8 protein-coding genes are annotated in these 19,359 nt (G+C 45.0%); 5 read left to right on the top strand and 3 right to left on the bottom strand.

Translation table 11 applies throughout. The annotated features are described in order from the left end of the window. Positions 1-151 precede the first annotated feature (151 nt). Positions 152-10,036 carry an esterase-like activity of phytase family protein gene (locus tag CQ839_RS25540; RefSeq protein WP_219817826.1) on the bottom strand — a complete coding sequence of 3,295 codons (9,885 nt, stop codon included), beginning with the start codon at positions 10,034-10,036 and terminating at the stop codon, positions 152-154. A gap of 1,055 nt (positions 10,037-11,091) precedes the next feature. Between CQ839_RS25540 and CQ839_RS20260 the strand changes: the two genes are divergently transcribed. From CQ839_RS20260 to CQ839_RS20250, 3 genes are all read left to right on the top strand, one after another. Beyond that, positions 11,092-11,430 carry a c-type cytochrome gene (locus tag CQ839_RS20260; protein ID WP_103670110.1) on the top strand — a complete coding sequence of 113 codons (339 nt, stop codon included), beginning with the start codon at positions 11,092-11,094 and terminating at the stop codon, positions 11,428-11,430. A 91-nt stretch (positions 11,431-11,521) separates the two neighbouring features. Beyond that, positions 11,522-12,118, top strand: a complete 597-nt coding sequence (locus CQ839_RS20255; protein ID WP_146048778.1) for a superoxide dismutase family protein — start codon at positions 11,522-11,524, stop codon at positions 12,116-12,118. A 100-nt stretch (positions 12,119-12,218) separates the two neighbouring features. Next, positions 12,219-12,671 (top strand): hypothetical protein, encoded by a 453-nt coding sequence (locus CQ839_RS20250; protein WP_103670108.1) that lies wholly within the window; start codon positions 12,219-12,221, stop codon positions 12,669-12,671. A 46-nt stretch (positions 12,672-12,717) separates the two neighbouring features. Here the strand turns inward: CQ839_RS20250 and CQ839_RS20245 are convergent, their stop codons facing one another. After that, a complete protein-coding gene (locus tag CQ839_RS20245) occupies positions 12,718-15,897 on the bottom strand; it encodes an efflux RND transporter permease subunit (RefSeq protein WP_103670107.1) in 3,180 nt (1,059 codons plus the stop codon). Continuing rightward, a complete protein-coding gene (locus tag CQ839_RS20240) occupies positions 15,894-17,264 on the bottom strand; it encodes an efflux RND transporter periplasmic adaptor subunit (RefSeq protein WP_258040809.1) in 1,371 nt (456 codons plus the stop codon). Before CQ839_RS20240 ends, CQ839_RS20245 begins: the two co-directional genes overlap by 4 nt. Before the next feature lie 262 nt (positions 17,265-17,526). On the opposite strand from CQ839_RS20240, the gene CQ839_RS20235 reads away from it, so the two are divergent. Continuing rightward, positions 17,527-17,943 (top strand): MarR family winged helix-turn-helix transcriptional regulator, encoded by a 417-nt coding sequence (locus CQ839_RS20235; protein WP_219817825.1) that lies wholly within the window; start codon positions 17,527-17,529, stop codon positions 17,941-17,943. Between the two features lie 35 nt (positions 17,944-17,978). Next, positions 17,979-19,193, top strand: a complete 1,215-nt coding sequence (locus tag CQ839_RS20230; RefSeq protein ID WP_103670105.1) for a sulfite exporter TauE/SafE family protein — start codon at positions 17,979-17,981, stop codon at positions 19,191-19,193. Positions 19,194-19,359: the final 166 nt, after the last annotated feature.

Raw genomic sequence — 19,359 nt, 5'->3', positions numbered from 1 at the left:
AGATTTTTAGAGAATGCGATCGCTGTTTGATGATGTAAGTGGCGATCGTAAAAAAAACACCTTGTCCATTGACGGACAGGGTGTTTTTTTGTAATTCCTAAGCTAATTCCTCATCAGACGTAGGGACTCCTATTTCTCATCTGAAAACATTCTAACTAAAGTTGAAAGTTGTAGGAGTGGAACCAGCTAGGATGTTGTCATTGATATTGCTAGAAGCAAATCCAGTGACTCCATTCAAGGTTAGCAGGAGCGAACCATTACCAAAATTACCGTTGCCAGTAACACCATCACCTAAACGGAACTGAGTGTTGCCACCAACAGTACGTACGTCAATGGCAGCGATGTTATTGAACTGGAGCAGATCGCCTCCAACTCCACGTAGGAATTGATTCACCACGTCGCTATCATCACCGAGGTTATAGACGACTCGATCCGTGGCTCCATCATTGAGACCGAGGAACAATGTGTCATTGCCAAATCCACCAACAAGTACATCTGCTCCTAAACCGCCAGTTAGAGAATCGTTACCGAATCCGCCACTGAGAATATTGTTGCCATCATTGCCTGTAATAACGTTATTGACGCTATTGCCAGTACCATTGATGTTTGCACTACCAGTTAGAGTCAAGTTCTCAAGGTTTTCTCCTAGAGTCCAAGACACATTGGATCTTACCAAGTCTGTACCTTGATTCAATTCCTCAGTAATTGAATCACCCAAGTTATCGATGATGTAAGTGTCATTGCCTAGACCACCAATGAGTGCATCTGCACCAACTCCACCATCAAGGATGTTGTTCCGACTGTTTCCAGTAATGATGTTATTAAGATCGTTACCAGTTCCATTAATCGTACTACCGCCTGTCAGCGTGAGGTTTTCCACATTGGCTTCCAAGGTGCGCGTGACACTTGAGAGAATAGTGTCAGTTCCCTCATTGGCTAGCTCGTTGACCACATCACCAACATTGTCCACAATGTAGGTGTCGTTACCAGCACCACCAGTTAGAGAATCTGCATTACTGCCACCATTGAGTATGTTGTTGCCGCTATTGCCAACGATCGCATTTTGTAGTCCATTACCAGTACCGTTGATATCGCTGTTGCCAGTGAGAGTTAGATTCTCAAGAGTGCTACCAGCAAAAGTCCAGTCAATACTCGAAAGAACGGTATCAGTTCCAGATGAATCAGAGATAGTGTCATTGATGTTATCAACAATGTAAGTATCATTGCCCGCTCCACCAATTAAGATGTCTGCTCCTAAACCACCATCTAGGATATCGTTACCAAATTCACCACGAAGAGTGTTATTGCCGCTGTTACCAGTGATGATGTCGTTCCCGAATCCGCCTGTGACGTTCTCGATATTTGCGATCGCTGTAAAGCCAGATGCCACACCAGTGTTTAGGTTGATAGTTAAGTCGGCTGTAGTTGAACCATAGAAAAGGGTGTCGATACCACCTAGTAGGTCAACAGTTACCGATTCAACGTTGGTTACTGTCCCACCTGCAATTATTGAAACTGGCGTTCCATTGAAAACTACACTCAGAGATTCGGAATTATCTGTACCGAGAATATTCAAGGTATCGTTACCAGCACCACCATCAACGATATCTTTGCCATCACCAATGGTATAGCGGAAGATATCATCACCATCAAGACCATTCAGAATATCGTTGTTGCCAAGTCCAGCAATGATGTCCTGACCGTTAGTGCCTGTGAAAGCATTGACACTTGAAGTACCGACATAAAAGTCACCAGTGACGATGGTTGGCGCTGAGGTAAGAGTTTCCACTGTACCTTGGTCATCGGTGTAGCTCATTACCACACGCAATTGGCGATTGACCTGAGCTTGAGTGGGGGTGAAGGTGCTGTTGGTCGCGCCTACGATGTTGGTGAATGTTACACCACCGCCAACATCTGATTGTTGCCACTGATAGTTAAAGACAGCGTTAGTTAAACCATCAACATCTGTGAATAAGTTGCTAGCAACAAGGGTTTGGGTCTCTGTTGGTGTGGTGTCTGAAATCGATACCGTGCCGACTGGTGCATCGTTGACCGCAGCGATCGCAATGGTTTGGGTTGCAGCAATTGAGCCGCCCTTTCCATCGACAACGTTGTAGCTCAAGTTAACCGTGCCATTGAAGTTAGCATTGGGGGTGAAACTGTAGGTGCGATCGCGGTTGTCAATTAAAGTGCCATTGGTAGCAGTTAGGCCAGATACAGAAAGGACATCGCCATTCGCATCGGTAAAGCCAGCTAGTAGATCAGCCGCTAAGATCTTATAGGTTGTGTCTTCTTTACCAGCAGCAAGAGTTGCAGGTGTACCTGTCAGAACTGGAGCATTATTGACATCATCATTGAGAATTGTCAAAACTGCCTTGGGTTGATTGATCCCGATTAATGTTCCAGAACTAGGATTTTTGAGACTCAAGTTGATGGTTTCATTACCTTCAGGATTGGTATCTCCCACAATTGGAATCTGCACATCCTTAAAGGTTTCACCAGCAGCAAAGGTTACCGTAATGGGCTTGTTGTTGTAGTCCAACAAGGAAGCCTTGTAAGTATCAGGATTGAAGAAAGCTAACAGTTGTCCGCCTTCATAGAGTTCCCCTGGAATACTGTAGTGAGCCTGAACATCGAGCAAGAACCAACCTGCACCGAGAATATCTTGAGCATCAATAATGCCCGATGATTCTTCGTCGCGAGTCAAGAAATTAGCAGCTCCAGGTACAAATCGTGATGGATCGTGTTGAGCGATTTGGGTGAGTTTATCGGTGGCAATATCGTACTGCCAGATTTTGCCAAGGGCATCTTGCCCTCCAATATCTTCTTGGAGCAGGATATGCCCATAGCGATCGATGGTGAAGTTGTCAAACATCTTATGACCTTCTGTCCCATCAAGCACCATTTCTACAGTTCCACCTGACTCAGGATTTGTCGGATCGTCGAAACGCAGTCTCCAGAGACGGCTAGGTCCAGTAAAACTATTGGTGGTAGTGAAGTAGAAATCCTTGGGATTGGAAGGGTCCCATGCACCATCTTCAGGTCTAAGGAAGTTGGTCGCACCAGCAGCATTACTAGCGGTTTCCAGTGCTGCACCTGTTGTATTTTCAACGCTTCCTAAATCCGCTAGCGCAAACCTTGTCCCAGAAGCCAGAGTAGTAGCATTGGTTTCTGATGTTAGTCCATCTACTTTAATGCCAAACAACTTACCGTTGTTGAGTCCAGCCTTATCAATCTCAGTACCAGTGTTAGTTTTGTTCCCGACATAGAAGTAAACCTGACCACCAGTACTGTCATCCATCCCTGCAACGACAGTTTTGTCACTTGCAGTGATGCTGGCTACGGCATTTTCCCAACTGAATTTACCAAGGTAAGGCAATTGATAAGTAGTACCAGCATTTAAGCCTGTAGCAATATGACCAAAGGCGCGACTTTCAGGACCAGACTCCTCTCCATTTAAGAAGATGCGCTCTTGAGTCCCTAGCCCAGTGGCACTGTTATAGAAAGCAGAAACAGGGGCTAAATCCGCAGAACAGAATCGAGAGAAAGCAGTTGTGCCTTGGACAAAGTTAGAACCATTCCAAGTATTGACATTTTGAATTAGGTCGTCACCACTCACAACTGAAAGATCGGACTTGTTAATTACCCACTTGGAGACAAATGCGCCTTTAGAGCCATGATCGCGATTGACACCACCAGTATTGGGAATCTCATGATTCATCAAAACAGTAAATGTACCATCGCCATTGTCATAGGAACCAAGTCCGTCAGGAATACCCGCCATCCTATAGCCACCGATGCTATCACCTGCGGTCAAAATTGATGTGAAGCTGACACCTGCTGCCGTAGGAACTAGATAGGGAGTTGCAGAACTGCTAGCACCTTGGGTTTGAGCAAAAGTCGGCGGAATCACGCTGCCCGTTGCCGTACCATCATTCAATTGTAGTTCTACAGTACTTGTTCCCGATACATCGCCTGTTCTTGTGATGCGAACGGTTACCGTTGTGGAACCATTGCCTTCGGTAACTATGTAGTTAGCGCCACTGAAGTCGATCGCAGAAACAGGCAAGGTTTTGCTCAACTCAAGAATTCCTAGCTTCTCGGTTGGTGTATTGCCAGAAACATTGAAATCGTTGTCATTAATTAGAGCCAGTTGGTTGGGTCCAATCAGTGCTAGACCTTCTAGTTTTTCTACACCTGTGTAACCATATTGAGCGGCATTAGCGATCAGGCTCTTCGAGACAACATTAATGCCAGCGCTGGCGAGTTCGGCAGGAGTTAGCTGCTCGATCGCTGTTTTGCCTGCTGGGAAGGTAAAGCTAGCATTGTAGATATTGGTTGCTGCGCCCAAATCAATTTGATAAATCAATTTGTTGGAAGCAGAAGTCGCTAGGTCATCGCGTTCGACAACGGCGAATTTGCCATTCCCAAGGGAAACAGCATCGCCAAGTTTGTCGGTTTTGGCATTACCACTTGCAGAAATACTGTCTAGGAGATAAATGTATTCGCCAATTACAGCTTTGGAAACCGTGTCAAATTCCAAAATCCGCAAATTCCGTGAGTTTCTAGAAGTCGTATCGCCAGCATTATCAGGATTGTCGATCGCACTCTGAATAAAGGCATAAAGCTTGTTGCCTTCTAGAGCCACAGCTTCAAAGCCTCGATTATTGCGGCGTTGAGCGTAGACTGAGGGTAATGCTTCTGTACCGAAGGTTCCAGCAGGTGCATCAGGATTTGGTGCTGTTGCAGTACCTTGAGGGATGAAGCGATCGAGGAGTTTCCCATTCACATCAAAGTGATAAATAGCGGGACGGTATTCATCCACCATCCAGTAATCACCATTGGCGGCAACGGCAATTCCTTCTAAATCAGCACCCAAAGGATCGTTGGGCAGAACATTGCCATTGAGATCAACAGCAATTTCATCGGTATAGGCAGTTCCATTAGTTCCTGCTTGCAGGTTGGGCAATCCTGTTAAGGGAGTTGTACCATCGGGACGGAATAAACCAGTGCGATTAGTAATCGTGATTTCGCCAGTAGTGCGGTTAAGCTCAAAGCTGACGATTTCGGGTTGGAAGTTAGGCAAGTAAAAAGGTCTATTTGCTCCCGTTGGATCGCCATTGGGGCCGCGATCGGTGTTAGTGACAAACTTGAGATTGCCATTATCGGCGAGTCCTTGGAAGTACAAGCCAGAGAAGCCACCCAGTGAGATTTGTTGTCCATTAGAAGCTGTCCCCAAGGTTGGCAAGTTAGTAAACTCATAGTTGGTGACCTGTGTAAGCACCTGATCTTGGCGGACGCTGAGATTTTGGATGCGTGTATCAAGGTTAGCGGCAACATCCGTAGCATTGAAAGGATTAGTACTAAACTGATCACCGAGGTATTCGGCAAATGCGTCCTGCTCAGATCCTGCTGCGGCAAAAGTAAACTTTCCTGCTGCTAAAGCAAGCGCTGGGTCAACCACACCGTTACCATTGAGGTCAATCGATTCACCGCGTAAATCTACACGATTAGCGATCGCCGCATTGTCTCTCACAAATTTAGGGAATGGATAGTTATCACCACCAAGTCCACCTGTACTGCTTGTTCCTGCGAGGAAGTTCAAGGTCACCATGCGGAAGGTGCGGCTTGCATCGCCAACCAATACACCATCGCGAACAATTACATCCTTAATCGAGCCATCATCATTGAGTACGACCAGATTTTGAACTCGACTGCCTTGGGTGGTGACTTCGCCTGTACTACTATTAAAGGCGATCGCTGTTTTGGTGGGGTCAAAGCTAAATTTCAAGCCGCCAACTTGTGGGAACTGCCCAGGAGTACTACCAGGACGAGTCCCAGCCACAGCATGTTCGATTACCCACTGAAGTTGTTGCGCCGTAACCGTGATCAAGCTCAAACCATTATTAAACCGTAGGGAATTCTCAACATCCAACTGAGAGACATCACCAGTTTGTTTGTTTGGCGCAAGGGGATTGGGCTGCGTTGGTAGTTTCTGAATATCATCACTATTGACTGCACCAGATGATGCCGAAACTACGCCAATGTTGTCGCGGATGCCACCACCATTTTTTAGGGAAATGACAACGGTAGGATCGATTTGCTTAGCTAGCCAGAGGTTGGCATCAGCAGTGAGATTCCCAAAATTGGTTTCTTGAGTACGCACATCATCACGGGTTCCATTCAGGAATACGCTTGATTTGCCCACAATCAAATTGTCCTTCGTAGCAATGACATTGCGGATACCATCGGTGATTGCCACAACATTAGGATTCGCCACGTCTCTTGGATTTACATCAGTACCATAAACGCGATCGACACCTGCTTCATCCGTAGCATAGGCTCCATTGATGCTGCTATTGAGTGAGTTGACATTGAGAATGCCATTACTGTCAAACTCAGTGACTAAGCGACCAACATACTTGTAGTTCCCATCGGTATTCGCGACCAGCACAGGATTGCCATCGGCTCCAGTTCTCACAACTGGGTAAACACCATCGCTAGCATCACCCGATCGCAAAACATCATTACTATCTGACAGCAATGTGTTTGATCCACCTGCAAGGATAATATCCACATCACGTAAGCGAGGAGCAAGCTCATCGCGTTCAATGTTGAACTGCTGCATATGTGACAGCAAAATGATTTTATTGATACCTTGAGCCTTGAGAATATTTACCGTAGCTTGAATCTCGGCGGCTAGAGCATCGTAATCAGTCGGATTAGATGGCGAGATTCCAATACTGCCACTAGAAGAAATATTCGCCAAGGTGGGAGTTGTTGCACCGACAATACCGATTCTCTGATCGTCAGCATTTCCTGCAACTCCATCATTACCCGCTAAGGTAATTACGGTACTCTTCGCCAATTTACCCTTGATGGTACTGGCTTCGGCAGTGGTTTGATTGGTAGCTAGGTCTGATGTACCTAGGTTTCCCGCAGTAATTTCGGGACTGAAGTTCAGGTTGGTGCTGAGATAGGGGAACGCTGTGCCAGGATTACCGCTGCCCGTGCGGATAACGTCGCGAACTTGCCTTACTCCCAAATCAAACTCGTGATTACCCAAGGCAGATGCTTGAATTCCAAAAGCATTGAGAATGCCAATGTCACCACGACCAATTACTGGCGCAGAGTTTGTTCCTAATCCGCCCACACCATTGAGACTAAGATCACTGGAAGCATTGAAAAAAGCACCAGGGATGTAATTGTCGCCAGAGGATAATGTCAGGGTATTTTGAGTGATACTACTTGGCAAGTTAGGATCAGTTCTTAAACGATTCAGAACCGCAGAAAATCTCACTGCATCATCGATCGCTGGAATTCCACCTTCAAAATCGGAAGCATGAAGAATTTGCATTCTGAAAGGCGCATTAGGATCGGGGATTGTTGGCAGATTAAACCTTGCCACAATAGGATCGTGGTCGCTAATTTGATCGGCAAACTCAGAGTTAATATGAACCACATCAAACCCATCGAGTTTGCTGCTGAGATTGTTGCTAGCTAGAATGTGATCCAATGTCTGTGCGTTGCCTTGGAAGTTGTAGGTATAGCGCTCGTTAGCTGGCAGAGTTTCGACTAAAGTATTCAACCCACTACTTTCCAAAATGCTGAGGGGACTAGAGAACTCGAAATCATTCAAGTCTCCTGCTACCACGACATTAGCATTGGGGTTGGTTGCCAACAGTCCTTGTACGAAGTCTTTGACGATGGTGGCTTGCTGGTTGCGTTGTACTTCGCTGTTTAGTGTCGGTGGTTGATTGGGTCCAAATAGAGGTTGATCGCCACCTTTGGAATTGAAGTGATTACCGATGACGGTTACTTCCTGTCCATTGAAGACAAATTTGCCCACGAGCGGTTTGCGGCTACTAGCGAAAGCGTCACCATCAGTCAGATTGCTATCGGTCAAGCGTTGTAATGAACCTTCAACAAAATTCACGCGATTGGGATTAAACAGGAACGCTACGCGGATATTGCCACCAGGCTCGCCACCATCTTGATTGTTGACTGGGTTAATTTGACGATATTCATAGGTAGGACCACCTGCGGCAGCGATCGCATTAATTAGCGTTTGCAGAGTTATATTTGCATCAACCATCCCATTGTTAGTTGCGCCATTGTTGTCCTGAATCTCTTCGAGATTAATGATGTCGGGGGACTTCATATTGGCGACAATTGCACTCGCGATCGCATTAAATGTCGTATCGCTTGGATCGAGGTTTTCCACATTGAAGGTTGCTACTGTCAATTGTGTAGCACTACTCGTAAGGTTGGTGACCTCTTTTTGTAAAGTCGATGGTTGTACTACCGTTGGCGCAGATGAAACCAAAACTTCGTAGTTATTGAAGTCGTAGTTGACTACACCTGTAATCGAGCCAAACTGAGCGCCGACATTCACATCAGGCAATAATATAGAGGAATTGTTTAGATCGTCGATTTGAATTCGCTCTGGATTGAAGTCGCTCGCTGTAATCAAGCTGCTGCTTCGGCTAGTGCGACTGGTAGCATTAGCACCATTGTCTGCTAATACCCAGATTTCTTCGGATGTGCCAAATTTTGCCGTGGGTGAGGTCGCAACTGGATTATTTACCTGAACCAACATACCTTCAAGACTTTCGTAAAAGTCGATGCCATCTTGAGCGGGATCGAAGACTGTGCCAGCATTTTCCACATTGCCGCTAGCAGCATCATTGGAAATAATCTGGGTGGGAATTGTGCGTCCGCCATTGCCAAGAATCGTTGCTGCGGGTAAAGCATTGCCGATGGAAAGCTTTGTAATTACTGGGCTGACAATTTGAGTGACAGTAAGGTTGTTAGCTGAACCTCCAGGACGAAACTCAGATACGGTTCCGTTAACTAGTAAAGAATCTCCTACAAGTACAGTTGGAGCAGAAGATGTAAATACAAAAATGCCTTCAGAAGTAGCATCATTCGCATCGGGATTGGGGTCTTGCAAGTAGAAACCATTTGATGCGATCGCGGTGACGATACCTTCAACACCTGTCACTGCTTGCCCCGCATAGGTGGAAATATGTCCCGCACCTTGAATGTCGTGAATACGCACACTGGGCACAACTACAACATCGTTGTCGGTGATGGTGAGATTTAAAGAAGTAGTGCTACCCAAAGCAATTCCTGAAGATGGATTGCTAATGCTTAATATGGCAGTTTCTGTGCCTTCAGCCAAGACATCATCTACTACTGTAAAAGTGATAGATCCTGTGGTAGCTCCATTTGCAATCGTGATGACATTATTACTGAGCGTATAGTCACCTGTAGTAATACCAAGTCCATTCACAGCAACGGTAACATTTTGATCTCCAGTAACTGCATTAGAAGCGGTAGCAGTGACAGTGATTACAGTTTGACCTGCTTCTGACCCACTGCTGGAACTCACAGACAGGTTAACTGTAGGAAGGTCAGTAGCGATCGCAAAATTTGTTGTATTGGGAACAGTCGCAGTGTAAATACCATCAGTTTGATCGACTGTCCAGTTAGCAGCATTAAAGACTAGGGATTTGTAGTTTGCGATGCTGGATTGCCCAGCCCTAGCGCCAGCATATTCACCATAGTCAGCACTTGTTCTTAATAGTATTGCGTTAACTCCAACTGTCAATCCTGCATTTGTAATTGGATCGCCTGAGGTTACTGTGTCTCCCGTCGATACAGCAGTTAAGATTTTAGTGGGAGCACTCGCACTTGAACCGAGAAAAGCATAGATAACATCGCCACTAGCAGAGAGTCCATAATTCGCACTGCCAGAGACTGTAGCTCGCGAGAGCGTTCCGACTGAAGCGGCAAGTGAAGTTGCATTGTCAACTGCGCTAAAACGTATCACTGTTCCAGCACTTATCAAACTAGATCCTGATGTCCACTGAAAATAAGATTCACCAGTGTTAAATGCTGTCGGGCTAATAGCTTCGTTGTCAGTGAAATAAACGGTTGTATTTGGGTCTATGTCAACAAACGTGACAATTGACCATCCATCTTCATCAGCGTTAAAAGATACAAATGCAATATCGCCAGAATTTAGTGCCATTTTTTGTTGCCTTGATCGATTTTAGGTAATAAGAGGGAATGATTATTGAATAGAGGATTGGCAAAGAATATGCATCTGTAAAAATGCAAAGTAAAACTGCATGATAATTACTTGTCGCGAGCACTTAGGGTTGCAGGCGTAATTATCAGGTGATTCTTTCTAATCGGTTTTAATACTTACGAGAAGATGCTTAAATCCTCGTAATTAAGGTCTTTTAGGATCAAGTCCAGCCATAGAAATGTTCTATTGATCTCCAGCGAAACACTTGCCCAACAGCAATATCAAGCATTAATGGGGAGCATTTCACCAGAGATAAAATTAAGATTTTGTAAGCACCTAGAACTTAACTATTTCACTGACACTTAAAACATATTTTTCTTGAACTCTAACTTTTTTTCCTTACTAAGCCTACAGGAAAGTTCTATAAGCTTGGGTTAAGATAACCATGTAATTTTGGTTAAGAAAAGGATAAATATAGATGTGATTAGGACATCCGTAATAGTCTATTGATTTGTCCCGTTTTCTCACTATTCAATCAATTAAGATAGTTCTTGAAATATCTTGTTTGACGGCAGCAATTCTCATTATAAAAATCAGTTTTTTGAAAGCCAGACTTAGGTGAGCTTTCAAAAAACTGATTTTGGTGTTTGCTGCACCTGTGGCGCTGCAAACACCAAAATCAGTTTAATAAGTAGATGACCATAATTAATTACAAACCCAAACCCGCAAGGTTTCGCCCCAACGGGGCGAAACCTTGCGGGTTTGACTGATTTACTCTGCACAGGTACTTACAGTAATTACCGATCAAACGAAACACAAGGTATTTTTTGAAAGTGTTGCTTCGCAACACTTTCAAAAAATACCTTGGTTTGGGTTTGAGCGCAAAGCGCTGTAATGAGAACTTCTGGTTAGACAGCCTGTCTTTTGACTACCTGATCAAATAACGTCATCATGTACTCAGACTAAAATTCAACTCGACTTTGCGGCTAAGCCGCGTAGGGCATCAGCTATCGCTTTGCCCTTATTTTTCGTGAATATTTAAGGAATAAATAACTATGAAACGCATTTTTTCTATTCTCGCGATCGCATTAACTATGTTTGTGAGTCTTGCTTTTGGGCAACCAGCATTTGCGGAAGTATCCGCAGGTGCAAAAATCTTTAACAATAACTGTGCGCAATGCCACGCAGGTGGGCGCAACAACGTAGTCGCCGCTAAGACTTTGAAGGCAGATGCATTGGAGAAGTATGGCAAGAATACCGTTGCAGCCATCGAACTCCAAGTTACCAAAGGCAAAGGAGCCATGCCTGCTTTTGGCAAGAAGCTCAGTGCTGAAGACATTACTTTAGTTGCTAACTATGTGCTTGATCAATCCAATGCTGGTTGGGCTAAATAGGAATTGATTTCTTGTTGAATGACCGTGATTGGCGAAAGGCTTTAGTGCGCTGCCAGTCACGGTTACATTATTTTTTAAGGAAAGCGATCGCATGATTAACTCATATTGCAACAAAATCCCATCCAGATTTGCGGCTAAAGTCGCTGTCTTGCTATCTTGTGTCACACTTGCCACGATCTCTACTAATGCGGTAGCGATCGCCCAAACAGCAAAATCTAAGGCTACTTCTAGCATTCTCAATGTCAAGGGTGAACAAGTTGGCACGGCAACATTTACGCAAACTCCTTTAGGCGTGACGGTTTCTCTCGAAGTGCGAAATTTGGCAAAGGGAGAACATATGGTACATGTGCATGAAAATGGAAAATGTGACGCGCCAGACTTTAAGACATCGGGGAATCATTTTGCTCCAGCACATATGGATGATGCGCATGATCATGAGCATATGCACAACAAGCATGAAGAAGACAAACATAAACCTGCGGGGGATCTACCAAATATCATCGTCAAACAGGATGGTACTGGCTCTCTGACTGCACTATTGCCAGCATTAACCTTGGGCTCTGGCAAGAATTCGTTACTGAAGCAAGGCGGCACATCAATTTTGATCCATGCGGGTGCAAATGGGAAATCGACAATTCCCAATGTTGATTACAAAACCCGTATTGCCTGTGGGGTTATTAAGCCTTAAAGAAGAGATGATTTGCCGCGCTAGGCGCGGCAAATCATCTCTTCTTTAAGGCTTCTGAGATACAAATCTGTGCAAAAAACTTTTAAGGAATACTTAAACAATGTTGGAAATAGCTTCTATCTTATTAAATTTGAATTTATCAACTACGCCTAGCATAGATTCCCATTTAGATAAATCTTCATTACCTGTTCGCATTGCCCATGAAGTGAGAACTTCGCAAGAAGTTGGCGGCACAATTCATATCGAACCTAACGATCGCCCTATTGCTGGTAAAAAAACTACCATTTGGATCGCGCTCACTAAGCGCGGCGGCGAGATCATCCCTTACGGAAAATGTAATTGTCGTCTGGAAGTGAGATCGCTTAGCGATCGCAATATTAAATTTACAGTTGCTAATCCTTTGGCAATTATTGAACGCTATTTGGGATTGCCGAGTATGGAAGTGACATTTCCGCAAGTTGGTAGATATGAGCTTAAGTTAAGTGGTTCAGCAAGAGATGGGGAAGATTTCTCGCCGTTTGAATTAACTTTCACCACAAATGTAGGTAAATAATCAAAAAGTAAAGAAAAGCGGCGCGAAGCGCCGCTTTTCATTTAAATTAATTAGGTGGTATAGATACAGGTGGCTTCGGTTGAAGTGGCTGATTATCTCTAGATTTTTCCTTACTGCGAATATCGCGATTTTTCCAGCGTTCTTGTAATGCTTCCATATAAACGTAGAAAACAGGCGTGATGTAAAGTGTTAACATTTGCGAAAATACGAGACCACCAACTACAGCTAATCCCAAGGCGCGGCGAGATTCTGCGCCTGCTCCGAAACCAAGGGCGATTGGTAAGGTTCCCATCAGGGCTGCCATAGTTGTCATCATGATCGGGCGAAAGCGAACTAAACAAGCTTCGTAAATAGCATCATAGGGAGTGCTACCTTCTTTACGCGCCGCGATCGCAAAGTCAACCATCATGATCCCATTCTTTTTAACGATACCAACTAAGAGAATGATACCCACAAAAGCATAGACATTCAGTTCACTGCGAAAGATTAGTAGAGTAAGTAATGCGCCAAAACCTGCGGAGGGTAAGCTGGTGAGAATCGTAATTGGATGGATAAAACTCTCGTAGAGAATGCCGAGAATGATATAGATCACAAAGATCGCGGCAACTAGCAACCAACCTAAACCCTGTAGTGAATCTTGGAATGCTTGGGCTGTGCCTTGAAACTTCCCTGAAGTGGAAGCAGGGAGAATCTCGCGAGCCGATTGCTCGATTATTCCCACCACATCACTGAGAGAAACATTTGGCTTGAGATTGAAGGAAATTGTCACCGCAGGTAACTGTCCCGTATGATTTACCGATAAAGCGCCCACGGTCTGCTTGAAGGTCGCCACGGTACTGAGGGGAACTAATTGTCCATTATCCGATCGCACTGATAGCAGGTCAAGGGATTTCAAATCGGCTTGATATTCGGGGCTTAAGCCCATGATCACGGAATATTGATTGTCGGGAGTATAAATTGTGGAAACTTGACGGGTTCCATAGGCATAGGACAGCGCTGATTCGATTTGATTGGCAGTTAATCCTAATGCTGATGCGCGATCGCGATTAATGTCGATACTGACTTGAGGATTTTTAATTTGTAAATCACTGGTGACATCTTGAAGCGTATCTAGCGATCGCAGTTTTTTCTCTAGTTCGGGCGCATATTTATAAAGCTGATCGAGGTTTGTATCGGATAGGGTGTATTGATATAGAGCCTTAGATTGCTGTGCACCAATCCTGATTGTGGGCGGATTTTGCAAGAAGGCGCGAATACCTGCCACCTTTGCCATTTGGGGGCGAAGTTTTTGCACGATTTGATCAGCACTTAGCGATCGCTTACTGCGTTCCTTTAAACGCATAAATAAGCGTCCATTATTCCCCGATGCATTGGGACCTCCTGCGCCAACGGTGGAGTTAACGGCATCAATATTGGGATCTTTGCTGGCGATTTCGGCGAGTTGCGCTTGATGTTTTGCCATTTCTTCAAAGGAAATCCCTTGAATAGCCTCAGTAGAAGCAACAAGTTGACCGATATCATCATTGGGAATAAATCCTTTCGGCACAATCACAAATAGAAAAATAGTAGCAACTAAAATCGTCGCCGAAATCACCATCGTCACCCGATGATACTTTAACGATTTACGTAAGCTCCATTCATAAAAGCGTTGAAAGAATCCACCCTGATTTTCAAGATGTTCTAGTCCATGATGGGCTTGATTCCCATTCCCATTGCTAGAATTATGACTGGATTGCTGCTGATGATCGCTATGACTGAGAAAGCGGCTGCACAGCATGGGCGTAAGGCTGAGCGAAACAAATCCCGAAACGAGAATTGCTACGCTAATCGTGACTGCAAATTCTTGAAAGAGTCGTCCTAAAATGCCCCCCATAAATAGAATCGGAATGAATACCGCTACGAGCGAGATCGTCATCGACATGACCGTAAAGCCGATTTCCGTAGAACCATCGATCGCTGCTTGAAAGCGAGATTTACCCATTTCCAAATGTCGGACAATATTTTCTAGGACAACTACCGCATCATCAACGACAAAGCCTACGGATAAAGTAAGCGCCATTAAAGAGAGATTGTCGAGGGAATAGCCCAACTTGTACATAATCGCGAAAGTTGCCACCAGCGAGATCGGCAGGGCAATACTGGGAATCAAGGTTGCGGAAAAATTTCGTAAGAAGAGAAAGATCACCATTACCACTAGTCCGATCGACAAGAGCAAGCTAAACTGCACATCTTCCACAGAGGCTCGCACTGATTGGGAACGATCGTAGAGAATTTCCATGTCGATCGCCGCAGGGATTTGCGATCGCAAGGTTGGCAAAAGCTTCTCTAAGGTATCGACAATCGCGACAGTATTTGTCCCTGGTTGGCGTTGAATGGCAAGAATAATCGCTCTTGTGCCGTTATACCAACTCGCAAGGCGATCGTTTTCCACACTATCAAGGACTTGACCAACTTCATTTAAGCGAATTGGTGCGCCATTGCGATAAGCCACGATCAAAGGACGAAACGCTGCTGCATTCTCTAGACTGCCATTGGTATCAATGGTGAGCGTGCGATCCTGTCCATAGATTGTTCCTGTCGGTTGATTGGAATTTCCCTGTGCGATCGCTGTGGCAACTTCATCAATACCAATCCCCTTAGTTTGCAGAGATTGCGGATCGAGTTGGACACGCACTGCATATTTCTGAGAGCCAAATACCTGTACTTGGGCAACCCCATCCACAGTCGAAAGCCTTTGCGCCAAGAAGTTTTCAGCATAGCGATCGACTTCCGATAGAGTCAATACTTCCGACTTCAGCGCGATATATAAAATCGGTTGGTCGGCGGGATTTACTTTTCGATATTGCGGTGGACTGGGCATTGTCGGCGGCAATTGTCTTGCGGCTTTGGCGATCGCAGCTTGGACATCCTGCGAGGCTCCATCAATTTGACGATTGAGATTAAACTGCAATGTCACCTGTGTACTGCCAAGGGAACTGCTAGAAGTCATCGAGTCCAAACCTGCGATCGAGGAAAACTGCTGCTCCAAAGGTGTCGCCACCGAAGCCGCCATTGTCTCAGGACTAGCCCCTGGTAACGTCGCTGACACGCTAATCGTGGGAAAGTCCACGGTGGGTAAATCGCTAACGGGTAATAGACGATAGCTGATAATCCCAAAAAGTAGGATGCCGAGCATGATCAAGGTGGTCATCACGGGACGACGGATAAATGGCTGGGTAATGTTCATTTTTGCAAGTCCTTTGGCGATTCTTTTGGAGATTCTTTTTGTGGCTCCTTTTGTGGCTCTTTTACTTCCACCTTGGCGTTAGGCGATAGATTAAACTGACCATCAATCACCACTTTCTCATCTACTTTTAAACCTTCAGAAATCGCCACTTCATTACCTACCGTATTGCTTACTTTCACAGGACGGATTTCTACGGTGTTATCAGCTTTGACCACATAGACAAACTGTCCTTTCTGGCCTGTTTGCAGCGCTTGAGCAGGAACAGCGATCACATTAGTTTCTTCGGATAATTTCATTACCACATCAACGCGCTGGCCGGGGGCTAAGCGATCGTCTTTATTGGTGAAAGTCGCCTTTAACTGCACAGTTCCTGTTGTGGCATCGACCAAACTATCGATAAAAGTTAGTTCACCTTCAACGGGCTTTTTGTCGTTCGCTACAAAGGCTTGCACCTTGAGCTTGCCGCGCTTTTGATATTGCTTCACCTGAGATAGCGATCGCTCTGGAATTGTGAAAGTCACATAAATCGGCTTAATCTGACTAATCGTGACTAACGGCGCAGTATCATCAGCTTTAACCAAATTCCCTTGATTGACCTTGATACTGCTCACCCTGCCATCAATCGGCGCATAAATCGAAGTATAGGAAAGTTGTACCTTGGCATTGTCGATTAATGCTTCTCCTGCCGCCAGATTTGCTTTAGCCGCTTCGATATCCGCTTTAGTGGATTCTGCCGCCGCGATCGTTGTATCGATCGCACTATCTGACGCACTCATCGTTGATTGTGAAGCTTCGGCATTGGTGCGGAACTGATCCACCTGTGTACGGCTAATTGCGCCCTGAGCATAGAGACTTTCATAGCTTTTACGTTGCGTATTAGCAAACTGCATCTGCACTGAATCGCGATCGCGATTGGCTCTAGCTTGGGCAATAGTTGCCTCTGACTTCACTTGGTTGGCGATCGCCTGTTGTAATTGGGCTTCACTGCGAGCTTGATTAGCGATCGCTTGCTTTAACTGCGCTTCTAAGGGGCGCGGATCGATCTGAAATAGCAAATCGCCTTGCTTTACATCTTGTCCATCTTTAAAGCCAACCTCGATCAACTGTCCTCCGATCCGTGATTTCACGGATACGGTAGCTGATGCTTCCACTAAGCCAGTACTACGAATCTGCACAGGGAGAGTTTTCTGCACAACAGGTGCAACTGCCACAGGCACAGCAGGACGGAGCTCTTTGCCAGACTCAGCTTGGGATGTGCCACAAGCCGTGATCAAATTAGAGGTTCCCAGCGAAACCGATATTAATAGAAACGCAGAGAGGAGAGGATGCCGCATAGTTTTCAAGCGATCGTAATTATTTGAAGTCATACAGGTAAAAAAATTGTGAAGCTCTTTTTTGCCTGCTAAGTAGTTAGGCTCTAAACCCCAAAGAAGCTGATTTGCTCGCTTTGCGGGTGAATTAGCTTCTTTAGGGGTTGATTTTTACTTAAGCCGTAGTACTTATACATTCATGCTGTATTCTGATTGTTAACTTAGCTAACTATTAGTATTACTACATTACTATATCTCTAGAGTCAAGATGGATTCGTCACTTAATTCAATTTCTCCACAACTTTGCGCCGCAAGAGTTATGGATGTTGTCCCTACTGTGATGCGATGGATCTATACTGAGGTACGGCAGCAAGAATCAACTTGCCTGACCATTCCTCAGTTACGCGCCCTTGCTTTTCTGCAAATTAATGCAGGGACATCGCTCGTTGCTCTAGCTGAATATTTGGGTGTCACGAGTGCCTCAACTTCGACAATGGTTGAGCGATTGGTGCAAAAGGAATATGTAACTCGCGTTGAGCATCCAAAATCAAGGCGTAAGGTCGTTCTCAGCCTTACTGTTGCTGGTGAAGAGCATTTACAACAAGTACGACAAATAACTCGCGATCGCTTGGCTGATAAAATTGCCCATCTGCCTCCAGAGCATCTTGCTCATTTGCTCAACGGGCTTGAAGAACTTAGTCAAATATTTGTTTTTCGTGATTGCGCTGACGATTGACAAATAATCGGCTGAAGTTAGACTATAAATTAATAATGCTAGATTTATTGCTTGTTGCTGCTTTAGGATTTTTAGGGAGTTTTGGTCATTGTGTGGGCATGTGCGGCCCCTTGACTGTCGCTTTCTCGCTTTCAGGTAAAGAAAGCAACTCCAAAGATAGTTCTATAAATAATTCTAGAAGTTGGCAACAGCATTTGTATTTTCATGCATTGCTAAACATTGGCAGAATTTTTAGCTATGCGATCGCAGGGGCTTTTATTGGTGCGATCGGGTCGGTGCTAGTAGCGAGTGGACAATTTGCAGGAATTGAGAGCGATTTGCGGCGATGGTTGGCGGTTTTGACAGGGCTTCTATTGGTATGGATGGGAATTGTCCAGATCAAGCCTGAAGGTTTGCCCAATCTTCCCTTTCTCAATCCGATGGCATTGGTGGGACTGCACCAACGTCTTAGCAATGCGATGATGAAATTATCATTGCGTTCCCATCCACTTACACCTGCATTACTGGGGATGACATGGGGATTGATTCCCTGCGGATTTCTCTACACTGCTCAAATCAAAGCTGCGGAAACTAGCAATATGACGCAGGGTGCGCTAACGATGTTGGCGTTTGGATTGGGAACGTTGCCCTCAATGCTGGGTATTGGTGTATTTGCAGGTTTATTAAGTCGCGATCGCCGTAGTCAGTTATTTAGAATGGGTGGCTGGATTACGCTCACGATCGGCATCTTAACGCTATTACGCACTAGCGATATGGTGGATTATACAGGTCATGCAGGTTTAATTTTGCTAATACTTGCCCTCGCCGCTCGTCCTCTTAGTCAGATTTTTAAGTCTTGGTCAGCGTTAATGATCTATCGCCGTGCGATCGGTGTTGGTGCATTTATTCTCTCTCTTGCCCATGCTTTCCATAAAATTGAGCATACTTTTCAATGGAATTTCGATGCTTTATCCTTCATGATTCCGCAGCACCAAATCTCAATCTGGCTAGGTGCGATCGCGATCGCACTCATGACTCCCGCTGCCCTCACGAGTTCCGATTGGATGGTAAAGAAACTAGGTAAAGCTTGGCGCTATGTGCATTTGCTCTCGGTTCCCGCTTTGGTACTTGCATCAGTTCATACAATTGCGATCGGTTCTAATTATCTGGGTGCTGTAGAATGGACTCCCAAAAATTGGATTTTGACGATTTTATGTGGGGTAATTTCGGTGGGGACTTTGTTGATTAGGGTTTGGAGATTTAAAAACTAATTGCGATCGCTTAGTGTCGAACCATTCTAGACAATTAAAAGCCCCACCCTTGCTATGTCATTGGACTAATCTTTTTAAGCCCACATTCCGCTCCCAAAAAGAAGCGCAAAATAATTAGAATAGGAAAAAAGCAAGGATAGAAACAGGAGGGAGATATCAGAAACGA

It is taken from the genome of Pseudanabaena sp. BC1403 (genome assembly GCF_002914585.1).
Lineage (GTDB): Bacteria > Cyanobacteriota > Cyanobacteriia > Pseudanabaenales > Pseudanabaenaceae > Pseudanabaena.
This window is presented reverse-complemented; position numbering and strand designations above follow the sequence as displayed.